The organism is Loktanella sp. DJP18 (genome assembly GCF_049310965.1).
In the GTDB taxonomy this organism is placed as follows: Bacteria; Pseudomonadota; Alphaproteobacteria; order Rhodobacterales; family Rhodobacteraceae; genus Loktanella.
In genome coordinates this window covers 1-21,941 of sequence record NZ_JBMERN010000048.1, presented here as the reverse complement: position 1 = coordinate 21,941, position 21,941 = coordinate 1, and the positions used below count along the sequence as shown (strand labels likewise).

Below are 21,941 nucleotides of genomic sequence, written 5' to 3'. Positions count from 1 at the left end.
CTCCAAGGGCACTGTTGATCTGCTCATAAGTGACGTCAGCCTTCATAGTGGTTCATCAGACCATCACCGAGCGTGATAAATATCCGTGTGGCCGTTGGGATCCTGACGCTACACCCCGCCCATCAGGACGTCGAATGCTCGGATCACTTCATCACCCTGATCCGAAATATTTCCCGTGTGTCGCAACGCTGAACGGCGCACGGCCGTGATCAAACGCGTTGCCAGCACGAGCGTCTGTCCATCGTGCCGCAATTTCGGATTGAGATGCTTGACGGCGGGATAGGTGGCAAGCAGTGGGATGACCACGACAGAGGGATCGCGCGGCAGCAGATCACTTTCAACGACGACCATCGAAATGCCGTTGTAGACCGCGACGTCGAAGCGGCTTAGTTCTTCCATGTTTGCCCGACAGGCGAGGTCATGATCTCGGTCAGCGGATGGCCGTGGCTCTCATGCCATGCAGCCTGTGCAGCGAAAGCCTCTGCATTCTCATCAAGCCATTTGCTTCGGCGGGCGTTGGCAATGGCAAGTTGAAGAGCAGCGTCAGCCAAGGCCGAGACATTGATTCCAAGGTCCTTTGCTGCATCAAGCATTGCTGCATCAAGGGTCAGCGAAGTCTTGCGTTTCGACACGGTGGACAACAGATCTACTCCCTTGCATACCGCATAACTATACCGCAGCTCTCCAAATTTCAAGCGAAAAGCAGATGCTGGTCAGTTACCGCGCCGAAAAATGGTGCCGTCGCCATTCTAAGGCCCTATCCTAGGATGGATGTGCAATCTCTATTCCAACACGATGGCCAAGGACGCGATGCGGCAGCTCTTCACTGTCGATCCGGCACAAGATGCGCTTGGCAACGCCGAACCACTGCCGGCGATCTTTCCAAAGGGCATGGCCCCGATTGTCGGAGCCGACACCGACGGCACGCGCTGGCTGCGACCCGCACACTGGGGCATCGTGATGCCACAGGTCTCAAAAAAGACCGGCGAACCGATCCAGCCAAAGGCCGTGAACAACGCCCGCGGCGACAAGCTGCGCACGTCGGGGTTCTGGCGCAAAAGCTTCGAAGAGCGCCGCTGCCTGATCCCCGCGACCAGCTTCTGCGAGGCGAAGGGCCGCAACCCGGCCACTTACGTGTGGTTCGGGGTTGCGGGGGATGACCCACGGCCGCCATTTGCCTTTGCCGGCATCTGGCGCGCCTACAAAGGCAACTACGGCGGCGGCGACCTGCGTGAGATGATCACCTCATCCATGGTCACCACCACTCCCAACGCGCTGACCCGCGACACCCATCCGGACCGGATGCCGACGATTCTCGATCCCGAGGATTATGACGAATGGCTGACCGGCACGCCGGATGACGCCTTCGCGCTGATCCGGCCGTTTCCGGCGGACCGCATGGTGATCCACCAGAGCGGTGAAGGCCTTAAGTCGGACGTCGGAGGACCAAGCCCGGCATAGCAATTCGTCAGTCTGCTTTTGAACGCGGCGGAACGTGGTCCCTGTCGTCGAACAGGCCGGACACGATTAAAGGGATGCAGGCATAGAGCCCGATCAAGACTGGTGGCGATGCAAGCGGGAGCCCAGCATTATGTCGTGACAGGTCGTCAGGTTCACCCAGTGGTTATTGCGGCAATCCTACAAAAATTGGGTGCGTCCTCCGAGAACCTTGCTCACCTGCACCAGAACTCGTCGCCATCCGGCCAGCGGCGCGCGAGCTTCTCGGCGATCAGGATATCTCCGACATCGACTCCCTCGATCCTGATCGTCGCAAGCCGGCGATTGCCCGTGCCGTCGATCCCGAAGGTCTCGATCGTCCAAGCATTGCCATTCAATAGCGACTGAAGCCTTTCCGTGGCGGCTCGCGCCAGATCGATCTCAGTAAACCCCCCGCAGATGTTCGTGCGCGATTCCGGCGTGTCGAAGTCCTTCAGCCTGATATTGACCCCACCCAGCCAGAGTGTGTCGCCATCCACGATGCATGTCTTGTCCGACGTGTTTCGCTGGTTCTGTCCGCAGATATTTAAATCCCTGGAAGGGGTGATATCGGCCCGCGCGCATGTGCCTGCCACAATAAGGCACATGACCGTGACGCTGGCGCAGAAGCGCCATTGATTGTCCGTCACGCCGCAGCTCAGTTGGCAGGAGAGATCAGGAATTCATCTTTGGAGTGCCCGTTCTCCAGCGCGTCTTTCATCCAGTCCGGCTGACGGCCACGGCCGGTCCAGGTCTGCTCGGGGTTTTCGGGATGCCGGTATTTTGGCGGGGAGGCGGATTTTGTCTTCTTGCCGGGCATTCCCATCAATTCTGCCAGGGTAAATCCCATTTTCTTTGCGGCGGCATCAACGGCCACCAATGCGGCCTTTCGCTGCTTGTCCTCATAGCCATCGATGGCCTTGTTTACGTCCTTCTGGAGCTTCTTGAGGTCATCCAGCGACATGCTATTCAGATCGATATCGGCCATAGTCATTCCTTGATTCTTTCAACACGCAAAAGGCGCTGCATTCTTACTGTCATTTAATGAAACAGATGGTCAAGGCAAGGAAAGTTAGATTTTATTCTTAAGTTCGGAGGGATTGTAAAACAGCAGGCAGGCCTACGCTATTTGACTGTCATTGAATCCAGATTGTCGAAATAATGGTGACTCCTCGCAACGAACACAACAAATATGCAGTTGTTACCAATGCAGCGTGCCTTTGCTGCCCTTGGGCGTGCCCCGCAGGTTGGAGGTCACCCAGCCGCCGTAGAAGTCGCCCGGTTGCGGAATGACACTCTCCTCGCCCACCAAACAAGCCTCCATCAGCCCGGCATAAAACGCTACATGGCCGGCGATGCTGGCAAAGGCTACGGACGGCCGGTCGTAGGTCCATGCAGCGCGCCTCGCGACCTTGCCTGCCACCACGACATCGAAATATCGCGCTTGCCCCTTCCACTCGCAAAAGCTGCCACCACCGACCGGGACGAGATCGGCACGGATGTCGTCGCGCGGGAAATAGTAGGTCGGCGCGTGGTGCGTCTCCAGGACGCGCAGCCCGCGGGTGGTTTCAGCCACGACCTGATCGGCGAGCATCACCCGCAGATGCTGCGGGACGTCCTCGAGGCTGGGTGGGCGCGGATAGTCCTGCACATTCTCGATGGGAAGCGTCTGCATGTCCGTCTCCTGAATTATCTGACCATGGTTCAAAAGGTGACGAAGTGGGTGTTTTCGTCGGCGAATGGCGGACCGCTGAAGTCGGCATCGTCCGGAATCCGACCGAAGGCGATCTTGGCACCGACATAGCCACCGGGCACCTCTGTCTGTGGTCCCATCGACAGCGCCTGCGGTCCCAGCTTCGCACGCAGACCGTCCATCAGATCGCTGACCTTCTCCCACTTGGCACGGTCTGTCGTTTCCGATGCGCCACCTGACACGCCGGGGAATGCCGCAAACAGGTCGGTCATGACCTCAGCGGTGCCAATCAGCCCGTGAATCATTACGCTGACAGACCGCGGCTGGAAGGGCAGCCTACGCTCCGCCTCCGCAAGTCCCGCGCCGAGGACTGTCACGAAAGTATGGTCGTCGCGGGCCAGTGCGAATGACCCTTCCCAGCTCCAGTTCTTGTCGTCCGGCCGACTGCCCGACGCACCTCTGACTTCGCCGCCTCTGAAACTGAGAGTCAGCTTGGTCGCGCGGACATAGGGCCGGCGAACCCGGCGGCCGACGCTTTCCGTCAGCAGGCGTGCGCAGATCTTGACCTTCTCCGGATTGCGCCAATCGCGGGGCAAGATGCGGCTGTGGCCGAACATGCTCTTCTTCGTCGCTGGGCGCTCGGTATGGTAGCCATGGAGACCGTTCCAGAACCGCTCGCCCTCGACGCTGCCCAGATCGCTCGTGCCTGCTTGGGTGCCAGCGACCAGAGGCCGTTGAAATCATGAACACCAGCCGCCTCCAGACGCGCACGCATGCCTTTCGAGATGCCGGGAAGATCACCGAGGTCGATGCCGGACAGGGCCTCCGGCAGATCCTCCGCCTTGATCAGACTGAACCCGTCGGGCTTGTGCAGTTCAGCCGCGATCTTCGCCAGCAGTTCCGTCGGTGCCATTCCGATTGAGCAGATCAGCACGTCGCTGAACGCGGTGGAAAGCGCGGCTTTCAGTTCTCGGGCAAGATCATCAGCGCGTGCGCCTTCTGCGGGCAGCAGGTTGCAGACGACCTCGTCGATCGATCTGACATGGGCGACGGGCATGACCGTATCGATCATGTCGAGGATGCGTTTGTGCAGGCGCACGTAGACGTCGTGACGTGCCACGACAAAGATCATGTCCGGGATAATCTCCCGGGCCTTCGAGATTGGCGTGTTTGATTTTACGCCCCGCGCATTTGCCTCGCGGCTGACTGCGATGCAGCCGGTGTGCAGGGCATCCAGTGGCACCACGCCGACCGGGCGACCGCGCAGGTCCGGATTGAAGTGCTGCTCGGCCGACGCGAAGAAGCTGTCGAAATCGAGGTAGAGCCGCTCGATGCCGCGCGCTTGACCGCGTGAATGCTGTGTCATCGAGTGCTCCGGACAGAGAGTTGTCATGATAGCTTTTGGGGCGTGCGGGACAATGCGACATCTCAGGGCGCGGCTGGAGCGAAAACCTCGATCGACACGATGCCGCTGCTTGACAGATCACTCGCGGGTGGCCGATAGAATGGGAACATAACAAGAACAAGAAGAGGAGTCGAGGATGCCCCTTCATCCCATCGAAGCACCCATTCTTGCAGAACGACAGATCATCGGTCTGCCGACCATGCGGGTCAGTGCTGGCTTTCCGTCGCCGGCAGGTCATGACATGAAGGACCAGATCGATCCCATCGCCTAGGTCGTGCGGCATGGCCGCGACACGGTCCGCCGGCACGGCGATGAAGGACTTCAATGCGTTGTTCCAAGCGATCACCGCCCACGCGACACGTCCGTCCTGCTGCTAACTGGCGACAACGACCGCGCCGTGCCGCCCGCGACCAGCGTCGCCGCCCGTCTGCCGCCGGGGCGGCACCTGTCGCTTGGGCCGCTGGGCCATCTGGCCTATGAAGAGGATGCCGCCAGCGTCGCAAGGATCATCGCGCAGCACATCGCCGCATTAAAAAGGCCGCCGCAGTCTCCCGCGGCGGCCTGTCGTCAACGCGATCCTGACTCAGTTGGACGGCGCGGCCTCGGCGTCGACCGCTGCGTCACCCTCTGTGCCGAAGGTCGCGAGGAAGGCAAAGAGGTCATAGGCCAGCGCCTCGTCACGGACCTGATACGCCATCTTACCGCGTGCGCGGTTGTCGTCCAGAGCCTCGCGCAGGAAACCGGTCGGGTCCTGCACGTAGCTGACGAAATTCGCTTCGTCCCAGACGGCACCGGTTTCGCCGTAGGCGATCATCGCGTCACCGTAGGCAAATCCTTCGTGTGTACCGGGCGTGCGGCCGGCGACACCATAGAGGTTCGGTCCGACCTTGGCGTTGCGGCCGGTCAGCACTTCATCCGTGGCCGTATCCTGGACAACGTGGCAGGCCACGCACTGGCGATTGAACTGCTCTTCGCCCGCGGCGGCATCGCCTTGCAAGGACGCCATATCGATGGTGGACTCGGCGGCCATGTGGCTTTCGGCGAAGGCGGGGGCGGCAAACACCGTCATCGCCAATGCAAGAGTGAGCAGTTTCATTGGTCTCTTCCTAAACTCAGCAAATCAACTGATTTGCCTGATCTGATTTTCAATCTAGCCTTTCTGTTCGCCGCGTCCAGTACGCCACGTAATCACGCCACCAGTCTAAGCCGAACCGTAAGGCGGCCTGTGAGCTACATTGTTGGACGGTCGCTTTGCTTGACCTCTCGTTCGCGATCTGTATATCTGACACAAACAGTAAGATTTAGGATTTAGATCATGAGCACAATCACACGCAAACCCCGTCGTGTCGTCACTGCCCGCCGCGTTCTCGCGCTGAGTGCCTCGGCAGCCATGCTCAGCTCTGCCGTCGGGGCCGCGTCCGTTGCCGCTGAACTGTCGGAACCGCAGAGCCTGATCCATCAGGTCGAGGCTGAAGGTGAGGCCGCCGTCGAGGGCGAAGGCGATGTGGGGGCGGAAGCCGAAGGCGAAGGTGAGGGCGCCGTGGAAGCCGAAGGCGAAGGTAAGGGTGCCTTAGAGGCCGAAGGCGAAGCCGCTACTGCCGGAGAGGGCGAGTCCGAAGGCGGCAGTTCCATGTTAAAGCCGGCACTGACCCAAGCTCGCAACCTGCTGGTGATCGACGGGCTGCTGCGCGCCGCCGAAACGCAGCGCCAAATCGGCGAGGACGCGGCTGTCCTGATCGAGGAGGCCGCCAAGATGGCCGAGCATGGACTCGAAGGTGCCCTTGCGAGTGAGCTCTACGAGCAGATCGAGGAGCTGGAAACGGCATCGGGCGACCAAGGCTTTGCCGACCTGCGCGAGCGTCTCGCGGCTGCCCGGGCCGAGGCCATGGCTGCGGACCGGCTAGAGGCGATCTCTCTGGGGTTGCGCGCGGCTGGAGAGCACTACGCCGAGGCGGTCTCAGATGGTGCCGTGAGCGATCGGACGAATTATCTTGAGGCCTTCGGGATCTACGAGGCGGTGAAGGCGGAGGCAGACGCGCTGGCGACGTCGGACGAAGCTGCGGTGGCCGAGGTCGGCACGGAAGTGCGCGCCCAGCTCGAAGACGCCGGTGCCGCGTTCGGCGGACCGGCTGGCGAAGATATCGCCACTCCGGAGGCCAGCCTGCTCCATGCCGCCGCCGCGCGGGTCGAGTTCTCCGCTTTGAAGCTGCAGTAATCCCATGGTTCATGTGATCGGAGGCGTCCTCGATCCCCACGAGGTCGCCGCGCTGCGTGAGGCGATTGATGCGCTTAATTTCGAAGACGGTCGCCGCACCGCTGGGCGCTATGCGAAGGGCGTGAAGAGCAACGAGCAGGCGGCGGACACGCCGGCCCGCGAGGCGATCTTCGCCAAGGTGCGCAAGGCACTGAGTGCTAACGAGGTGTTCACCAGCGTGGCGCGTCCACGCAAGTTCGCGCGCATGTTGGTCTCGCGCTACGGGCCTGGCATGGAATACGGCACCCATGTCGATGACCCGATCATGAAGGGCAGCCGGACCGACATGTCCTTCACTCTCTTTCTGAGTGAAATCGATAGCTACGAGGGCGGCGGTCTCGTCATGGAGGACGCGATCGAGGAACGAGTGATCCGGCTGGAGCCCGGCGACCTTGTGCTTTACCCGACCAGCGCCCTGCACCGGGTAGAGCCGGTTGGGCAGGGCACTCGCTTAGCCGTGGTGGGCTGGGTCACCAGCTGGGTGCGGTCGGAGGAGCGACGCGAGGTCCTACACGATCTCGACGCCGCGACGCGTGCGATTTTCGACAGCCAAGGCAAGTCGCCAGCCTTCGACCGGCTGCTCAAGGCCAAAAGCAACCTCTACCGAATGTGGGCTGCCGATTAAGGGCATCTTTGCCACATCTCGGCAGCGAAGTGGCGGCTCAGAGCGTCGTTACGAGTGATGGCTATGGCGCTTATCCGCCTCAACAATCGGAACGCGTGGGAGGATCAGATAAAATTCCGCAATCGCTACGCAGAATTCAATGTGCATCTGCTGAAGCCTGTCGTTTCAGGGCGCCACAATAGCTGATGTCCAGACGATACCGCCACACTGCAAGCAGGCAGTTGGCACCTTGACCGGCGGAGAAATGACGACGCCACAATTACAGCATGCCAGCGCTTTGCCATTGACGGCTGTGCCGGGATCATATGTCGGGGGCGGACAGACATCCCATGCAGGTTCGATAGGCAATCCAGATTGCGCGTGCGTCGATTGGAAGACGCTGAAACGACCCGACGATTCAAGATAGGCTTTCCTCACTTCGCCAAGATTGACCACGCCCTGTTCGCGCAGGCTTGCGAAAAGTTCGTTCTTGCCGATCCTCGTTCTGCGGAGACTTCGGACATTGATCACCCCGTTGCGAATGATCTCTACCGTCTCACCATCGACAAATTTCTCGGCGGCGCTGTATCGATAAATCAAGAGATCGAGGAGCTTGTTAATGCTTACCACGACCGTAATGACAAGCATGGCCTGAAACAGCGGCACGTCTGGATAAAACATCGCATCGCCAACAGCGGATCCAAGTGCAATGACCAGCAAGAATTCGACTGCCGACATCTGGCCGATACCACGACCACCCACCCAGCGGATCAGTATCAAAGCGTATGCGTAAACGACACACGTCCGAAAAACGATTTCGAGATAAAATAAAATTGGATCAGTTCCGAAGAACATGCGCGCCAAGTCAAACGGGATAACCGGATCGTCCAAAGCCTGCGTTCCTGATTGTTAGAGTGATAAGAAGTGGATAGGTCACCCTCGATTTGGTTTCATAGCGATACTGCGCGCGGTGTCCCGCTAAAAGCCACGTTCGTGTCACCAGCATGTCCGACTTGCAGATCGCGTAAAACTCGCCGTTCAACTCCTGGCCGAACAGATCGACATTCAGGCCCGGGTTCATCTCTTTCATGGCGTCTTCCGCAACAGACAGCAAGCCGCCAGTGCCGCAGGCTGGATCGTAGACGCGGCGGATGATGCTCTTGCCTGACAGCGCGTCGTCATTATCTGCCAGCAGCAGATCCACGATCAGGTGAACGACCGTACCTTCGGGAAGCCATGCGTTGATGCGACAGGTCTGATCTTCAGACAGGCCAAGGGCTGTGCGTGTCGCCGGGTCCGCAAATGCGGTGTAACCAACTCCAGGGGACCACGGCCTCCATCTCGGACAGGAACACGTCGCGCCGCGTCTGCTTCTTCTTCATCGCATCGCGAAGGCCGGGAAATGCAGGTTGCTTTGGCATCTGATGGGCTCCTTGCAGAGGGATGCCCGAGATTACCAGATCACGCTGAAAGCGGGAGGTTTTTCAGACGTTTCTTTACTTCGATGCGGATGGGATGGTCTTTCAAGCCGCCGCTGGTCACCTATCCCCATAAGGTGAACCACAAAAGAGCTTACGTCAGTGTCCAGTTTTCGGGGACCACCTCAGGCGGATGTCGGCCGAATTGGTGTTGACGCAAGACAAATGGGGAAAATTGGACATAGGGGCTTCCATCATTCAAGATAAACTGAAAATATTTCTGCAATCAAGATCTTTGATTACTGAAAAATTCAGTCTTACGTCAGGACGTTATATGCAGAAAACAAGCACGCCGTTCACTCTTCCCGACGCCTTCACCGGACCTTCGGCATGGGTCGGTGAGGACATGTCGAACGCTCCAGAGAAATGGCTTTACCGGTTATCCGATGCCGATATTGCCGATCTGGAGCAAGCTGCAACTCATTTTCAAAGCTTAGCGCTCGATGTCGGTGAAATCAGTAAAGAGACTTTTCCACTGATAAGTTTTGTGGGACATATTTCTGAACTCAAGGAAAAACTGCTCTCGGGTGTGGGTCTTGAAGTTGTGCGTGGCCTACCTCTTTCTGACTACTCTCAGGCTTTTGCCGCAACGATCTTTTGCGGCATTGGAGCGCATATCGGAAGCGCCAGATCCCAGAATGCCGATGGTCATATCTTAGGCCATGTGCGTGACATTGGAGCTGATGCGAATGATCCCAATAGCCGTATATATCAGACCTGCCAACGCCAGACGTTTCACACCGATAGTGCTGATGTTGTCGGCCTACTGTGCATTCGTGAGGCAAAAGAAGGTGGGAAATCCCTGCTGGTCAGTGCTGAGTCTATATATAACCGAATGAAGCAAGATCGCCCTGATCTGTTGACTAAGTTGTTCGATCCCGTTGCGACGGATCGCCGGGGGGAAATCCCGAATGGCGCAAAACCCTACATGGAAATTCCAGTTCTGAGCTGGCACGAGGGATATCTGACTGTCTTCTATCAGCGGCAATATATTGACAGTGCCCAAAGGTTCGAAGAAGCTATGCCACTCACCGCGGATCACATTGCTGCGCTCGATATGTTTGATGCTTTAGCGAATGACCCCGCGCTTTGTTTTGGCATGCAGTTAGAGCCGGGAGACATGCAGTTCGTTTACAATCATTCCCAACTTCATGATCGGACGGGATTTCTTGATTGGCCAGATCCCAGTCAACGACGCCATCTGATGCGGTTATGGCTTTCATTAGATGGCGATCGACCGCTTCCGTCTAGTTTTGAAGAGAGATACGGATCAGTTGAGATTGGTAACCGGGGTGGAATAATAACAAATAAAACGAGGCTTCATGCCCCACTCGATTGAGTTGAAATGACGTTGGTGTGCACCCGCCTCCGGCCACTCAATATTGAGGACACGCTCACTTTCCATCGAGGTTACACCTAGTTTCACCTGCCGCAAAGCCACTTGAAGCCTAATGGGATGATGATTTTTACATATCCTCAAAACGTGCGTTTTTCGGACAGCATCTCATGATACCCATTCCGGCGGTTTGTCGTCGCTGAAGGGGTCGAAGACCCGTATGATCTGCGCCTGTGCGCCGACAGACAGGCTTGCCACGCCGCGCGTCACGACGATCTGTCCGGGGATGCTGGCATCAGAACCCCATGTCTTGCGGAAAAGGTCGCTCTGCTCTGCGATCTTTGCGGCGCGAACAATCTCGGCCTGTTCTTCTGCGGAAAGGGTGGTCTGGTCGTTCATGGCTTTGGTCCTTTGCGGTGGTGCCACGTATCCGGTCTGGTGCCGAAAATCGGGCGAGGGGTCAGACGAGGGAGTGCGAAGCACGCTCCTCTTCTGAAACCTTGCCTCCCGGCGAGGGCAGGGGGGGAACCGCCGCAATGCTGAAATCAAGGCCAAAGGGGAGGGGGATCACCCGGCCTGCACAAAGCCGCAGGCGCAGGAAGGACGGGGACACCCCTTTGGGTGCCGTATTTCAGGGTTGCGGTGGGGGACCGGCGGTCCCCGTTTTGCTTTCTTTTTCTCTTGGCGGTGCAGCGGCGTATCGCGCTTGGCCCGAACCCCGCACCGCACCCCAGCGATCGTCACCCGCAAGGGCGCATCGGCACGGACCAGGACGACCATGGCCGCAGGTTCGCACACTGGCTCGGAGAGACAGGGCGCGGGCCATGCGGACAGGGAGGATGGGCCGGGACGTTGCGGGCGCAAGCCGGTCTGCCGGCTGGAGTGTAGAGCGCGATGACACGCCCAAAGGGCGGGGCAGGGGCCAAGCGGCCGTTCGTGCGTGGCGGAGCGAATGACCTGAAAGAGCCCTCTTTACCAATTTTCTGCGGTGCAACGAATGGCCGCTTTTGTTCGAGCGACCTGGCTGCCTAAAAATCTTCGGCGAAATTTATGCATCAAGCAGGGCATCAATAACCGCGCATTTCGGGGCGGCGTCGCCTGTGCATCGCGCGACGGTCTCCGACAGGACACGTTCAATCCGCGCGAGATCGGCGATTTTCGCCTGCACATCTTCAAGATGCGCCTCGGCAACGGTCTGAACCTGAGCGCAGGTCTGGGATCGGTCATCGACCAATCCGAGCAGCCCGCGAATTTCTTCCAGTGAAAAGCCAAGATCGCGGGACCGCATAACGAATTTCAACCGTCTGACATGGGCATCGTCATAGCTTCGATATCCTTTTGCGGTGCGGGGCGGGTCCGGCATGATGCTGACGGTCTCGTAATAACGGATGGTTTCGAGGTTGCAGCCAGTGGCGCGCGCAAGATCAACGCGCCGGAGTGCTGTCACGCTTCTGTTATCCATTTTTCGCAGAAATCCCTTGAGCCTGTATCAACTACAGACCGTAGAACGGTGGAAATATCGTAGCAAGGGCAATTCTATGGAACAGAGCTTCACAGCACAGACACCCGATCAGACGCGCCAGGTCAGCGATGACACCGCGAAAGGATGGACCGCGACCGGCTTCGGCGTTTTGGGTGCATTGGCAATGACTTCGTGCTGCATTCTGCCGCTCGTGCTGGTGAGCTTTGGCGTGACAGGCGTGTTCATCGCGCAGCTCGGCGCGCTCTACGCCTACAAATGGTATACTTTTACGCTGAGTGCCGCGTTCCTCGGATACGGGTTCTACAAGGCCTACAAGCCGACGAGTCCGGACTCTTGCGCCGATGGCACCTGTGCCCGTCCGATCAACCGCAAGGTCATGCGGGCGACGCTCTGGGCGGCCGCCGCAATCATCGCCGTGGCCATGGCCTTTCCCTATATCACGCCCTTCATCCTGAAATTCTGAGCAAGGATCAAAACCATGAAAAAGATACTGTTGTCTTCGGCGCTGGCCCTTGCCGCGCTATCCTCAGCGGCCCTCGCAGAGGAGCGTAGGGTCGAGATCGCGGTCAGTGAGCTGACCTGTCCCTCCTGTTCCTTCATCGTCGCCAGCTCCCTGCGCAGCGTTCCATCGGTTCAGATCGAAGGCTTCGCCGAGGGCCCCGAGTCTGGGCAAGGCGTTTACAGCGTCACCTTCGACGATGCCGAAACCAGCGTGGAAGGCCTGATCGCCGCAGTGACCGCGAATGGCTACCCCGCTCAGGTCTTGCCCAAAAACGGATACTGACTGTGGACGGGGCAATAGGTGACGCGCTGTCGTCATCTCTCTCACGCCACTTAGCCGCAGTTCCGACTTCAAATAGAAAGTTTGCACGTTGACCCAAGATACCCAGAATCCCGACCGTATGTTGAAGTGGGGGCTGGGCGGCGCGCTGTTCGCGGCCTTGTGTTGCTTCACGCCCCTTTTGGTTATCGTCGTAGCAGGTGTTGGCCTGTCGGCCTTCACCGGCTGGCTCGACTACGCGCTGTTTCCGCTGCTTTTTTTCAGCCTTGCCGTTGTGGCTCAGGCGCTTTGGCTGCGCGCGGGGCGACCTCGACCAAGCCCGAAACTTTGGGCAAGCGCCATCGCGGCTTTTCTGTCGGTTTTCATCATTTGGATCGAGTTCCGTTTTGCCCTGCGTATTACGGTCGGTGCATTCGCGGCTGTCGGTGCCTATGCCTTTTTCCTCAAACGAATGAAATCCAAAGGAGCCACACAATGATGATGGAATCCTGCACGAGCCTTGGCATGTTTTTCGGAATGCTTGGCATGGCGGCACCGCTCATCGCCATCGGTGCGATCATCTATCTGATCGTTGCCAAACGAAATAATTCTGATCTGGACGGGGCACATTGACATGAAAGATATCAATAAAAATGACGACGGAACCGGCGGCTACGACCTGCTCGTCATCGGGGCCGGGTCGGCGGGCTTTTCCGCTTCGATCACCGCTGCTGACGCAGGCAAGCGGGTCGCCCTTGTCGGGCATGGCACCATCGGCGGCACCTGCGTGAACGTCGGGTGCGTACCGTCCAAGGCGATGATCCGAGCAGCGGAGGCAATCCATGGCGCACATGCGGCAAAGCGGTTTCCCGGCCTGTCCGGTCACGCACAGGTCGACGACTGGCATACGCTGATCCAGTCGAAAGACGATCTGGTTGCAACCCTACGCCAGAAGAAATACGCCGACCTTCTGCCGGAATATCCCGGTATCGATTACATCGACGAGGGTCCAGCGCGCTTGGTAAAGGGCGGCATCACTGTCGGCGGTCGTACCCTGACAGCACCGAAGATGATCATCGCAACCGGCGGACACCCGGTCCTGCCGACGATTGACGGGATCGAGGATATCGGTGCCCTCGACAGCACCAGCTTGCTGGAGCTTGAGACTTTGCCGGAAAGCCTGATTTTCATCGGGGCGGGCTACATCGGTGCGGAGCTGGCGCAGATGATGAGCCGGATGGGTGTGAAGGTCACGCTGGTGACACGGTCACACCTGCTGCCCGGTGCCGAACCGGAAGTGTCCAAGGCCTTGGCAGATGCGTTCATGATTGAGGGGATCACCCTGCTGACCGGGCTGAGCTATGAGAATGTCAGACGTGACGCGGCGGGCGTGACCTTGCGGGTCACGCGGGACGGCGAGCTGGTCGAGGTGACGGCGGATCATCTTGTTTCGACTTCAGGTCGGCGTGCCAATACCGATGGTATGGGTTTGGAGGAAATCGGCGTAGAGACCGACACGCGCGGGTCAATCGTCGTCGGCGACGACATGCAGACCACGGCGCCCGGTATCTATGCGGCGGGTGACGTGACCGACCGCGACCAGTTCGTTTATATGGCAGCCTACGGAGCAAAGCTGGCTGCGAAAAACGCCGTTCTGGACGGTGATCAGCGCTATGACAATTCTTCCATGCCTTGGGTAGTGTTCTCTGATCCGCAGGTTGCCGGAGTCGGCCTGAGCGAACAACAGGCGAGGGACGCAGGATTCGACGTGAAGACTTCTGTCGTGCCGCTTGATCAGGTGCCGCGCGCTCTTGCCGCCCGTGACACGCGTGGATTGATCAAGCTTGTGGCGGATAAGGACACCGACAAACTGCTGGGTGGCCAGATCATCGCACCCGAAGGGTCGGACACGATCCAGACACTGGTCATGGCGCTGAAGTTCGGCATGACGACCAAGGCGTTGGGCGAAACGATCTTCCCCTACTTGACCACTGTGGAAGGGCTGAAATTGGCCGCGCAGACGTTTGATATGGACGTGGCAAAGCTCAGCTGCTGCGCCGGATAAAGACACGTATAAAGGAGCGACATATGAGCGAGACGTATGACCTGATCGTTATCGGAGCTGGTATGGCCGGGGTTGCCGCGGCGAACAAATGCGGCGCGGCGGGCTGGCGCGTGGCGATTGTCGATGCGCTGCCCTATGGCGGCACCTGCGCCTTGCGTGGCTGTGATCCGAAGAAAATCCTCAGACGCGGTGCGGAAATCGTCGATGCCGCCCGGCTGATGCAGGGTAAGGGGATCGACCTCGACGGACTGGCGATCAACTGGTCGGATCTGATAGCCCACAAACGCGGTTTTACCGATCCGGTGCCAAACAAAATGGAAAAAGGTCTGACGGGCAATGGTGTCGAAACGTTGCACGGTGCCGCGCGGTTTACCGGTGCCAACACGCTCGAAGTTGACGGCAAGGCCTACGAGTCCCGCCACTTTCTCGTCGCTGCTGGAGCGATCCCGAGACCTGTCACCTTCGCGGGTGCGGATTTGATGATCGACAGCACGGAGTTTCTCAATCTCGAGGCTTTGCCGAAGCGCATGCTGTTCGTAGGTGGCGGCTTCGTATCTTTTGAGTTTGCGCATATCGCGGCGCGAGCCGGTGCCGCGCCGGTCATCGTGGATCGCGGTGCCAAACCGTTGAACGCTTTTGATCCTGATTTGGTCGAGATGCTGATCGCGCGCAGCGCCAGCGTCGGTGTGGAACTGCGCCGCAAAACCGAGATCGTCTCCGTCGTGGAGGCGGATGGCGCATTCATGGTCGAAGTGAAGTCGGGCGGCGAGACCCGGACCATCGAGACCGATCTGGTCGTTCACGGAGCAGGCAGGATCGCCGCCCTTGCCGATTTGAACCTTGAGGCCGCCGGTGTCGCGTATGGTGCCAAGGGCATTGTTGTGGCACCGCACCTGCAAAGCACCACTAACAGCGCGGTCTTTGCTGCTGGGGATTCTGCCGACACCAAGGGAATGCCGCTGACGCCCGTTGCCGTGATCGAAGGTAAGGTCGCGGCCTCTAACATGCTCAAGGACGTCCAGACCGCGCCGGACTACGCGGGCATCCCGACGGCGGTGTTCACGGTGCCTGAGCTGGCCCGTGTCGGGATGTTAGAGGCCGAGGCCAAGGAGGCCGGTTACGATGTCGATGTTCGTTTCACTGACACGGGTGGCTGGTATTCAAACTATCGGATCGGTGAAAAATCCGCTGCCGCCAAGGTGTTGATGGACAAGTCGAACGGCAAGATACTGGGCGCGCATCTGTTCGGACCAGAGTATGGAGAGCTGATCAACTTCTTCGGGTTGGCGATCAAACTGGGGCTCACTGCAAATCAGCTCAAGTCGATGACCGCGGTCTATCCCAGCGTCGGATCGGATTTGGGATCGCTTCTTTGAATTGGAAGTTGGCGGGACCCATTGAACGCGCGGTCAGATACATATGGCTGCTTGGCATCAAGAATAGCGCTTGACCTTATGGTTGGTGGAACGCCCATCATCAAACTTATCATACGATGAAAGACATTTATGGATCTCACCTATCAGGCCCTGTTGCTTGCATTTGGTCTTGACCGGCGGCATGCCGTCGAGTGACTGGATTTCGTCCTTGTTCATCGGGCGTATCCGTTCCTTGTTGGCTCAGGCGCCGGGACCGCAGTCGATGCTGCGCGGCGGATTTTCAGTGCGACGACCCAGATTCACGCTTAGGTCGCGTAGGGCCGTGCGCAGGCCCTCCTCGATCACCGGGTGGTAGAAGGGCATCTGCAGCGCCGTCTCCACATCCATGCCGGTCTGCACCGCCCACGCCAGCAGATGTGCCAAATGCTCGCCTCGCGGCGCGACCATCTCCGCGCCAAGCAGACGGCCCGTGGCGCGTTCGCCATAGACGCGCAGCAGGCCGCGGTTCTGGCGCAGCACCCGGGCGCGGCCCTGATCAGCGAAATCAACCTCTCCGATTGCGAAGTCGCATGACCCTTCCGACAGCTCGGCGAAGGTTGCGCCCACCGTGGCGATGTTGGGATCGGTGAACACGATGCCCAGCGGTGTGCGGCGGCGATGGGTCTGCACCTGCGGAAAGCGCCCGGCGTTGTCGCCCGCGATGCGGCCGTCATCGGCGGCTTCGTGCAGCAGTGGGATGCGGGCTGCGACATCGCCCGCGAAGAAGATGTGGCCGCCCTCCGACTGCATGGTCAGCGGATCGACTGTGGGCGCGCCATGCTCATCCAGCGTCAGACCCGAGGCGGCGAGGTTCAGCCCGTCCAGTGCTGGCGCTCGACCCGTCGCGGCCAAAAGCCAGTCGAACCGCTCTTCGCGCGTGGCGTCACGCTCGCGGAACCTCACCACCACAGTGTCGCCCTCGCGGGTGATCCCTTGCACGTCGGCGTCCGGGTCCAAGGGCAGATCGGCACCGATCGCTGCGGCGGCGGCATCGCGCACTGCCGGATCCGACAGTGGGCCGACGCCACCGCCCTTGCCGAACAACCGCACGCGCACGCCCAGCCGGTGCAGCGCCTGAGCCAGCTCCAGCCCAAGAGCCCCGCCGCCGAACACTGCGACCGCCTCTGGCAGATCGGCCCAGCCAAACACGTCGTCATTGACGATCAGCCGGTCGCCAACCGCGTCGAAAACGTCCGGGCGGACTGGGACCGCACCGGTGGCAATGACGATGCGCGCGGCGCGCACGGCCTCGCCGGTGTCGAGCCGAAGGATGTTCGGACCCTCGAACTGCGCGCATCCCCTGAGGCGGTGAGACGGATCGAACCCCTCCACCGTCTCGAGCACGAAACCGACGAAACGGTCGCGCTCTCGCCGCACCCGCTCCATCACCTCGACCCCGTCGATGCGCGGCGCGCCGGCGTGGACGCCAAAACCGGCAGCCCCGCACACCGCCTCCGCCGCCTCGATCACTAGCTTGGAGGGCATGCAGCCGACGCGGGCGCAGGTGGTGCCGTACGGTCCGCCCTCGATGAGCACCAGCCGGTCGGTATGCTTGAGCGCCGCGCGATAGGCACCCATGCCCGCCGTGCCCGCGCCGATGATGGCGACGTCAACCTCGCGCATGGCTCTGTTCATCCACAAGCCGTGGCTGACCACCATGCTTTGGCTGGTCTGCGCGTTTCCGGTAAATGAGGGCGCCGCCAATGATGACGCATCTTTTGCCAGCGAGATTCATAGTGACGTCGTCCTTTCGATAGTTACCGATCGGAAACGGGCCGGGAAGTGGTGACCCGCCCGGCGCGTCAGTTTCGGGCATCATTGACGCTTCAGGCCGCCAGACGGCCACGAATCGGATAGTCGTTGTCGCGGATGAACTTCAGCGCCTTGGCAAGGCCGGCGAGATCCGGTCTTGCGAACGGTGCGTTGGAAATGTCCACCACCTGCAGCAACCCCTCGGCGTTGATCACGAACACGCCCGGCTCGGCGAACGGACGGTCGGTCTCCTTCTCCGAGCGCGGTTCCGAGACATAGAGGCCGAGCATCCGCATCTGATCGACGGTCAGGTCATAGCCGACCGGGAACGACACGCCGATCTCGTCGGTGAAGCTGCGGGCGCGATCTTCCGGGTCGCCGGATACCGCGACGACGCCGACTCCGGCCGTGGCGAACTCGGGCGCTACACGCTCGAGTTCCGCAAGGTAGGTCTTACAGATCGGGCAGTGCTTGCCGCGGTAAACCACCACCATCTGCCAGTCGTGATCGTCCACGGGCGTGCCCAGCGTCAGCGTACCGCCGCCGAGGCGCGGCACGGTGATTTCGGGAAGGCGTTCTCCGGATTTGAGTTTATCCGTCATGTTCATTTTCTCTTTCGTGTTGAAGTTGATCAACGCAGCTTTTCCGTTACACCGCTTGCAGCATTTCAACTGCCTCTTGGGTGGTCCAGACCTTGCTGGCGATGAAGTTGAAGTTGATGACGGCGGCTTGGTACCCGTCACCAAGATCCGGATCGATGGCGGCTGCGGTTGCGTCTGAGACGACGAATACCTCGAATCCCTGTTCGACCAGGTCGCGCATGTGCGACTCAACGCACAGGTTCGCCGACATCCCGGCCAGAACGACCTTACTGATCCCGTGTTTACGCAACTGCAGCGCCAGGTCGTTGTTCTGGGGCCCATAGACCTTGTGAGGACTGACCACGATAACGTTGCTATCGGTCAGCAGCGGCTTCAGCCGCTCCAACCAGTCAGCTCCAGATCCGTCGAATCCGGACAGCTCCAGCGGACCACTGCGGGCAAACATGCCGATCTCGTGCATCTTTTGCTCGAGGGTGCCGCCAAACTGCCACTCCTTGTCGGCTGGATAGTAGTAGTGCGGAGACACGAAAGTCCGGTAGCCACCGTCTCGCGCGGCGGTCAACAAGGTCTCGAGATTGGCGATCGTGTTATTCTTGCGAACGCTCTCGCCTACCAGACCCCAAGCGGCACCGTCCTCGCTGAGAAAATCGTTTTGGGGATCGGTCACGACCAATGCGGTGGTTTTGTGGTCGGTGTTCATCTTTGGATCCTTTGTGTTCGGGAAGGCGGGCAGGTTTATGGGCGGCAGTGCGATGGGACAGTTAGGTGACTGCCGTTGACGCCGAGAGTGCGGCGAGGAAGTCGTCGACCTTGATCACGCCGTTGCCGACCAGCGGGAGCTCCGTCGCGTTTCTTTTGTGATCCTGTATCAAAGTGTTTCTTCAATGGCGTTGTGCGCATCCGCCGCGCTTTTTCAGAGTTCTGGCTTAGACTTCCGCGTCTTCTAGCGGTTCTGTCATGCGTGAGGATGTGGCGCGCCTCGTTCGCTGCGGGCAAGTGCGAGGTACGTCCATGCGAGGACGGCGCCGAAGGCGACGTGGCTGATGATCGAGATCCAGTTTCGCGCCATTGCAAACCACGGAAACAGGATTGCGGCCACCGGATAGAAGTTGACGAGATATACCAACAAGCCGAAAGCCCCGCCGAGCACAACCGCCGCACCGGCGCTGAGACGCCAACGCGACAGGACCCAAGCGAACACGACAGCGAGCAAGATGGATAGAATGACATGCACGACCATGGCCACCATCATGATCATGACATCGAAGGTCGCCGGTGGTGGCAGAACGCCTTTTCCCATGACCATTGCCGCATCATCCGCGGCGGGCCCCAAGGGCTCCCGCTTGTAACGGCTACTAGGATCATCTCCATCATCATGAAGACGATGCCAGCGATCAGACCGGCCAAGATTGCAGCCTTCCAGTCCACTCGCCCATGTAAAGTCGCTGTTTGCTGGATCATTTTGTATTCCCGTGGGTTGAATCTTGTCTCTCGCAAATCACTGCAAATCAAACGCACTCATCATCTGTAAGTTCCTCTTGCTCGGCACGGAACGAGATCGCCATCGTTCACGTTTCAGGATGGGTCTGACTGGGGCTGATAACCCCGAAACCAGAACTACGACTGGCACGCAGAGGCCTGCATAAACTTTGGGAGCCGAGTCGCCGAGCCGTACCGGCAATGGGACGGGCGCTGGCCAAGTGGAGACGCTCCGGGGCGAATTCGCCGTCGATCCCGAAGCGTGGATGGCGCTGGTGCGAAGGCGTACTTTTATGGCATGGCACAACCAGCGCGATACTGTGTAAAATTGTGAAATGATTTGATGACAAACGAAATCCCGGAGTGAGCGACGTCATGACCCTAAGTGAAAAACAAGCTGCCTTGTGCGCGGAGAACAAGACCGACTTCTCCGATCTGCGCGCCATGTTCTTCAACTGCACGCTGAAGCACCCCGACCAGGCTTCGCACACCGCCTTGCTGATGGGCACTTCGGCCGAGATCATGCGCAAGAGCGGCGTTGCCGTGGAAGACGTCCGAATGACCGCGCATACCATCGCCTTCGGCGTGCAGCCCGACATGCGCGAGCACGGCTGGGACCATGACGACTGGCCCGATCTGTGGCGCAAGGTCGAGGAGGCCGACATCCTCGTCATCGGCACGCCGATCTGGCTGGGCGAGCAATCCTCGGTCTGCCGACTGCTGATCGAACGACTTTACGCCATGTCCGGCCTGCTGAACGACAAGGGGCAATCCATCTTCTACGGCAAGACTGGGGGCGTTGTGGTCACCGGCAACGAGGACGGGGTAAAGCATGTGGCGATGAGTGTGCTCTATTCGCTGTCGCATCTGGGCTACGCGATCCCGCCGCAGGCCGATTGCGGCTGGATCGGCGAAGCCGGGCCCGGACCGAGCTATGGCGACGACGGCGCGGGCTTCGACAACGAGTTCACGCAGCGCAACACCACGATCATGACCTGGAACCTGATGCACATGGCGCGAATGCTGAAGGATGTCGACGGCCTTCCCAATCATGGCAACGACCGCAATGCATGGTCAGCAGGCTGCCGCTTCGATTTTGAGAACCCCGAGCACAGGAGCTGATATCGCGAGTACGCTGCTGGCTATAAGGGCATGTGAAACTCCGGCTTCTATCGGTTCCAGACGCGGTCCCTTTACGATAGACCCGCCCGGAATGGCACCGGCCCCTGGCGGCGCGGGCCAGCCGCTGCAAGCCGTCAGCCGAACGAGATTTACGATCTGCCAGCCAGATTTCCGGTTCGAATGGCATGGCCAGTCTTGGCGTTGCCCTGGCAACTTCGGCCGGAACCAGCGCGTCCTTGAGATCACCATATCGGCGGGAGTGGGCCAGCCAGATGTCGCCCGCTCTGAATGCATCGCGCAAGTGGCACAACACTGCGACCTCCCAAAGCCTGTTCCTGTCGTCGCTATTCAAGTGCCGATGCCATTTCGAGGTGCGGCGCAAAAAGGTCACGGGGCGGTCGGCCGTAGTTTCCGCCCCCGCGACGATACCGGCAGCGGCCAGCAACGGTTGCTGCGCGACCGGTGCCCGTTCCGCGACCTTGGCGACGCGATCAATCTCGGCCTGTTCTTCTGTGGTCAAGGTGGTTTGGTCGGTCATGGCTTTGGTCCTTTGCAGTAGTGCCACGTTTCCGGTCTGATGCCGAAAATCGGGCGAGGGGTCAAACGAGGCAGCGCGTTAGCGCGCCCCTCTTCTGAAACCTTGCCTCCCGGCGAGGGCAGGGGGGAACCGCCGCAATGCTGAAATCAAAGCCAAAGGGGGGATCACCCGGCCTTCACAAAGCCGCAGGCGCAGGAAGGACGGGGACACCCCTTTGGATGGCGTCGGCGAACTGCTTCTGACTTGGGTAGTAGCGATTGTGGGTGACGTATTGATGCGAGACTGAACCGCGCCGGGTTTGCCGGAGACTTGAAACCTGTCTCAGTGTGCGATGAGGCAGGTCCAACAGGATATGGGCTTTATCGGCAGGTGCGGGCTTTTGGTTTTGAATTTGCTGTGGTCGCACCCTCGTTGAAACACTTGTTTAGCTGGCCTAATCAGGCAATCTTGCGGTTAAACCAGACCTGAAGGACATGTCC

Annotated in this window: 30 protein-coding genes and 1 pseudogene; 12 read left to right on the top strand and 19 right to left on the bottom strand. The window is 59.6% G+C overall.

Annotation, left to right across the window (positions count from 1 at the left end):
• Window positions 1-108: 108 nt before the first annotated feature.
• Together ACOI1H_RS14250 and ACOI1H_RS14245 are read right to left on the bottom strand one after the other, a co-directional pair.
• The gene (locus tag ACOI1H_RS14250; protein ID WP_422438421.1) at window positions 109-399 is read right to left on the bottom strand and encodes a CcdB family protein; all 291 of its coding nucleotides are present in this window, start codon (window positions 397-399) and stop codon (window positions 109-111) included.
• Window positions 387-632, bottom strand: a complete 246-nt coding sequence (locus ACOI1H_RS14245; protein ID WP_422438429.1) for a type II toxin-antitoxin system CcdA family antitoxin — start codon at window positions 630-632, stop codon at window positions 387-389. The genes ACOI1H_RS14250 and ACOI1H_RS14245 overlap by 13 nt, the downstream gene beginning before the upstream one ends.
• Window positions 633-771: 139 nt before the next feature.
• On the opposite strand from ACOI1H_RS14245, the gene ACOI1H_RS14240 reads away from it, so the two are divergent.
• Window positions 772-1,461, top strand: coding sequence for an SOS response-associated peptidase (locus tag ACOI1H_RS14240; RefSeq protein ID WP_422438419.1), 690 nt, complete (start codon window positions 772-774; stop codon window positions 1,459-1,461).
• 212 nt (window positions 1,462-1,673) lie between these two features.
• On the opposite strand, the gene ACOI1H_RS14235 is transcribed toward ACOI1H_RS14240, so the two are convergent.
• The 5 genes from ACOI1H_RS14235 to ACOI1H_RS14215 form a co-directional block, all read right to left on the bottom strand.
• A complete protein-coding gene (locus ACOI1H_RS14235; RefSeq protein WP_422438417.1) occupies window positions 1,674-1,976 on the bottom strand; it encodes a thermonuclease family protein in 303 nt (100 codons plus the stop codon).
• 158 nt (window positions 1,977-2,134) lie between these two features.
• On the bottom strand, window positions 2,135-2,464 hold the full coding sequence (locus ACOI1H_RS14230) for an H-NS family nucleoid-associated regulatory protein (protein ID WP_422438416.1): 330 nt from the start codon (window positions 2,462-2,464) through the stop codon (window positions 2,135-2,137).
• A gap of 213 nt (window positions 2,465-2,677) precedes the next feature.
• Window positions 2,678-3,151 carry a DUF427 domain-containing protein gene (locus ACOI1H_RS14225; protein WP_422438414.1) on the bottom strand — a complete coding sequence of 158 codons (474 nt, stop codon included), beginning with the start codon at window positions 3,149-3,151 and terminating at the stop codon, window positions 2,678-2,680.
• Between the two features lie 29 nt (window positions 3,152-3,180).
• Window positions 3,181-3,786 (bottom strand): hypothetical protein, encoded by a 606-nt coding sequence (locus tag ACOI1H_RS14220; RefSeq protein WP_422438413.1) that lies wholly within the window; start codon window positions 3,784-3,786, stop codon window positions 3,181-3,183.
• Window positions 3,711-4,535, bottom strand: a complete 825-nt coding sequence (locus ACOI1H_RS14215; RefSeq protein WP_422438411.1) for a hypothetical protein — start codon at window positions 4,533-4,535, stop codon at window positions 3,711-3,713. Before ACOI1H_RS14215 ends, ACOI1H_RS14220 begins: the two co-directional genes overlap by 76 nt.
• A gap of 175 nt (window positions 4,536-4,710) precedes the next feature.
• On the opposite strand from ACOI1H_RS14215, the gene ACOI1H_RS14210 reads away from it, so the two are divergent.
• Window positions 4,711-4,845, top strand: coding sequence for a hypothetical protein (locus ACOI1H_RS14210; protein ID WP_422438409.1), 135 nt, complete (start codon window positions 4,711-4,713; stop codon window positions 4,843-4,845).
• A gap of 312 nt (window positions 4,846-5,157) precedes the next feature.
• Here the strand turns inward: ACOI1H_RS14210 and ACOI1H_RS14205 are convergent, their stop codons facing one another.
• Window positions 5,158-5,670, bottom strand: a complete 513-nt coding sequence (locus ACOI1H_RS14205) for a c-type cytochrome (protein WP_422438408.1) — start codon at window positions 5,668-5,670, stop codon at window positions 5,158-5,160.
• Between the two features lie 219 nt (window positions 5,671-5,889).
• Between ACOI1H_RS14205 and ACOI1H_RS14200 the strand changes: the two genes are divergently transcribed.
• Together ACOI1H_RS14200 and ACOI1H_RS14195 are read left to right on the top strand one after the other, a co-directional pair.
• Window positions 5,890-6,789 carry a hypothetical protein gene (locus ACOI1H_RS14200; protein WP_422438406.1) on the top strand — a complete coding sequence of 300 codons (900 nt, stop codon included), beginning with the start codon at window positions 5,890-5,892 and terminating at the stop codon, window positions 6,787-6,789.
• Between the two features lie 4 nt (window positions 6,790-6,793).
• Window positions 6,794-7,453 (top strand): Fe2+-dependent dioxygenase, encoded by a 660-nt coding sequence (locus tag ACOI1H_RS14195; protein WP_422438404.1) that lies wholly within the window; start codon window positions 6,794-6,796, stop codon window positions 7,451-7,453.
• A 165-nt stretch (window positions 7,454-7,618) separates the two neighbouring features.
• Here the strand turns inward: ACOI1H_RS14195 and ACOI1H_RS14190 are convergent, their stop codons facing one another.
• From ACOI1H_RS14190 to ACOI1H_RS14180, 3 genes are read right to left on the bottom strand one after another with little or no spacing between them, the layout of a single operon-like run.
• Window positions 7,619-8,323 carry a DUF421 domain-containing protein gene (locus tag ACOI1H_RS14190; protein WP_422438402.1) on the bottom strand — a complete coding sequence of 235 codons (705 nt, stop codon included), beginning with the start codon at window positions 8,321-8,323 and terminating at the stop codon, window positions 7,619-7,621.
• A complete protein-coding gene (locus ACOI1H_RS14185) occupies window positions 8,298-8,639 on the bottom strand; it encodes an N-6 DNA methylase (protein WP_422438428.1) in 342 nt (113 codons plus the stop codon). The genes ACOI1H_RS14190 and ACOI1H_RS14185 overlap by 26 nt, the downstream gene beginning before the upstream one ends.
• 55 nt (window positions 8,640-8,694) lie before the next feature.
• Complete coding sequence (locus ACOI1H_RS14180; protein ID WP_422438400.1) at window positions 8,695-8,853, bottom strand: hypothetical protein; 159 nt, start codon at window positions 8,851-8,853, stop codon at window positions 8,695-8,697.
• A gap of 190 nt (window positions 8,854-9,043) precedes the next feature.
• On the opposite strand from ACOI1H_RS14180, the gene ACOI1H_RS14175 reads away from it, so the two are divergent.
• Window positions 9,044-10,249 carry a TauD/TfdA family dioxygenase gene (locus ACOI1H_RS14175; protein ID WP_422438398.1) on the top strand — a complete coding sequence of 402 codons (1,206 nt, stop codon included), beginning with the start codon at window positions 9,044-9,046 and terminating at the stop codon, window positions 10,247-10,249.
• 165 nt (window positions 10,250-10,414) lie between these two features.
• Here the strand turns inward: ACOI1H_RS14175 and ACOI1H_RS14170 are convergent, their stop codons facing one another.
• Both ACOI1H_RS14170 and ACOI1H_RS14165 read right to left on the bottom strand, forming a co-directional pair.
• Complete coding sequence (locus ACOI1H_RS14170) at window positions 10,415-10,645, bottom strand: hypothetical protein (RefSeq protein ID WP_422438396.1); 231 nt, start codon at window positions 10,643-10,645, stop codon at window positions 10,415-10,417.
• Between the two features lie 649 nt (window positions 10,646-11,294).
• Complete coding sequence (locus tag ACOI1H_RS14165) at window positions 11,295-11,708, bottom strand: MerR family transcriptional regulator (RefSeq protein WP_422438395.1); 414 nt, start codon at window positions 11,706-11,708, stop codon at window positions 11,295-11,297.
• A gap of 76 nt (window positions 11,709-11,784) precedes the next feature.
• Here ACOI1H_RS14165 and ACOI1H_RS14160 point away from each other — a divergent pair, with 76 nt between their 5' ends.
• The 6 genes from ACOI1H_RS14160 to ACOI1H_RS14135 all read left to right on the top strand — a co-directional run bounded on the left by ACOI1H_RS14160 (window position 11,785) and on the right by ACOI1H_RS14135 (window position 15,930).
• Window positions 11,785-12,192 (top strand): mercuric transporter MerT family protein, encoded by a 408-nt coding sequence (locus ACOI1H_RS14160; protein WP_422438391.1) that lies wholly within the window; start codon window positions 11,785-11,787, stop codon window positions 12,190-12,192.
• A 15-nt stretch (window positions 12,193-12,207) separates the two neighbouring features.
• On the top strand, window positions 12,208-12,513 hold the full coding sequence (locus ACOI1H_RS14155; protein WP_422438390.1) for a periplasmic mercury ion-binding protein: 306 nt from the start codon (window positions 12,208-12,210) through the stop codon (window positions 12,511-12,513).
• Between the two features lie 88 nt (window positions 12,514-12,601).
• Window positions 12,602-12,988 (top strand): mercury resistance system transport protein MerF, encoded by a 387-nt coding sequence (merF, locus tag ACOI1H_RS14150; protein ID WP_422438388.1) that lies wholly within the window; start codon window positions 12,602-12,604, stop codon window positions 12,986-12,988.
• Window positions 12,985-13,122: a hypothetical protein gene (locus ACOI1H_RS14145; protein WP_422438386.1), complete on the top strand. Its 138-nt coding sequence runs from the start codon at window positions 12,985-12,987 to the stop codon at window positions 13,120-13,122. The genes merF and ACOI1H_RS14145 overlap by 4 nt, the downstream gene beginning before the upstream one ends.
• A 1-nt stretch (window position 13,123) precedes the next feature.
• On the top strand, window positions 13,124-14,554 hold the full coding sequence (merA, locus tag ACOI1H_RS14140; protein WP_422438385.1) for a mercury(II) reductase: 1,431 nt from the start codon (window positions 13,124-13,126) through the stop codon (window positions 14,552-14,554).
• 23 nt (window positions 14,555-14,577) lie between these two features.
• The gene (locus ACOI1H_RS14135) at window positions 14,578-15,930 is read left to right on the top strand and encodes a dihydrolipoyl dehydrogenase family protein (protein WP_422438384.1); all 1,353 of its coding nucleotides are present in this window, start codon (window positions 14,578-14,580) and stop codon (window positions 15,928-15,930) included.
• Window positions 15,931-15,987: 57 nt separating this feature from the next.
• Here the strand turns inward: ACOI1H_RS14135 and ACOI1H_RS14130 are convergent, their stop codons facing one another.
• The 5 genes from ACOI1H_RS14130 to ACOI1H_RS14110 all read right to left on the bottom strand — a co-directional run bounded on the left by ACOI1H_RS14130 (window position 15,988) and on the right by ACOI1H_RS14110 (window position 19,656).
• Window positions 15,988-16,146 carry a hypothetical protein gene (locus ACOI1H_RS14130; RefSeq protein WP_422438382.1) on the bottom strand — a complete coding sequence of 53 codons (159 nt, stop codon included), beginning with the start codon at window positions 16,144-16,146 and terminating at the stop codon, window positions 15,988-15,990.
• Window positions 16,147-16,170: 24 nt separating this feature from the next.
• Window positions 16,171-17,592 carry a dihydrolipoyl dehydrogenase gene (locus ACOI1H_RS14125; protein WP_422438381.1) on the bottom strand — a complete coding sequence of 474 codons (1,422 nt, stop codon included), beginning with the start codon at window positions 17,590-17,592 and terminating at the stop codon, window positions 16,171-16,173.
• Between the two features lie 203 nt (window positions 17,593-17,795).
• A complete protein-coding gene (locus ACOI1H_RS14120) occupies window positions 17,796-18,356 on the bottom strand; it encodes a peroxiredoxin-like family protein (RefSeq protein ID WP_422438379.1) in 561 nt (186 codons plus the stop codon).
• A 13-nt stretch (window positions 18,357-18,369) separates the two neighbouring features.
• Window positions 18,370-19,023, bottom strand: a complete 654-nt coding sequence (locus ACOI1H_RS14115) for a cysteine hydrolase (protein WP_422438378.1) — start codon at window positions 19,021-19,023, stop codon at window positions 18,370-18,372.
• Window positions 19,024-19,278: 255 nt separating this feature from the next.
• Complete coding sequence (locus tag ACOI1H_RS14110; RefSeq protein ID WP_422438377.1) at window positions 19,279-19,656, bottom strand: hypothetical protein; 378 nt, start codon at window positions 19,654-19,656, stop codon at window positions 19,279-19,281.
• 521 nt (window positions 19,657-20,177) lie between these two features.
• Here ACOI1H_RS14110 and ACOI1H_RS14105 point away from each other — a divergent pair.
• Window positions 20,178-20,924, top strand: coding sequence for a flavodoxin family protein (locus ACOI1H_RS14105; protein WP_422438375.1), 747 nt, complete (start codon window positions 20,178-20,180; stop codon window positions 20,922-20,924).
• 75 nt (window positions 20,925-20,999) lie between these two features.
• Here ACOI1H_RS14105 and ACOI1H_RS14100 read toward each other — a convergent pair.
• Window positions 21,000-21,390, bottom strand: a pseudogene (locus ACOI1H_RS14100) (Tn3 family transposase); the annotation flags it as partial.
• Between the last annotated feature and the right edge of the window lie 551 nt (window positions 21,391-21,941).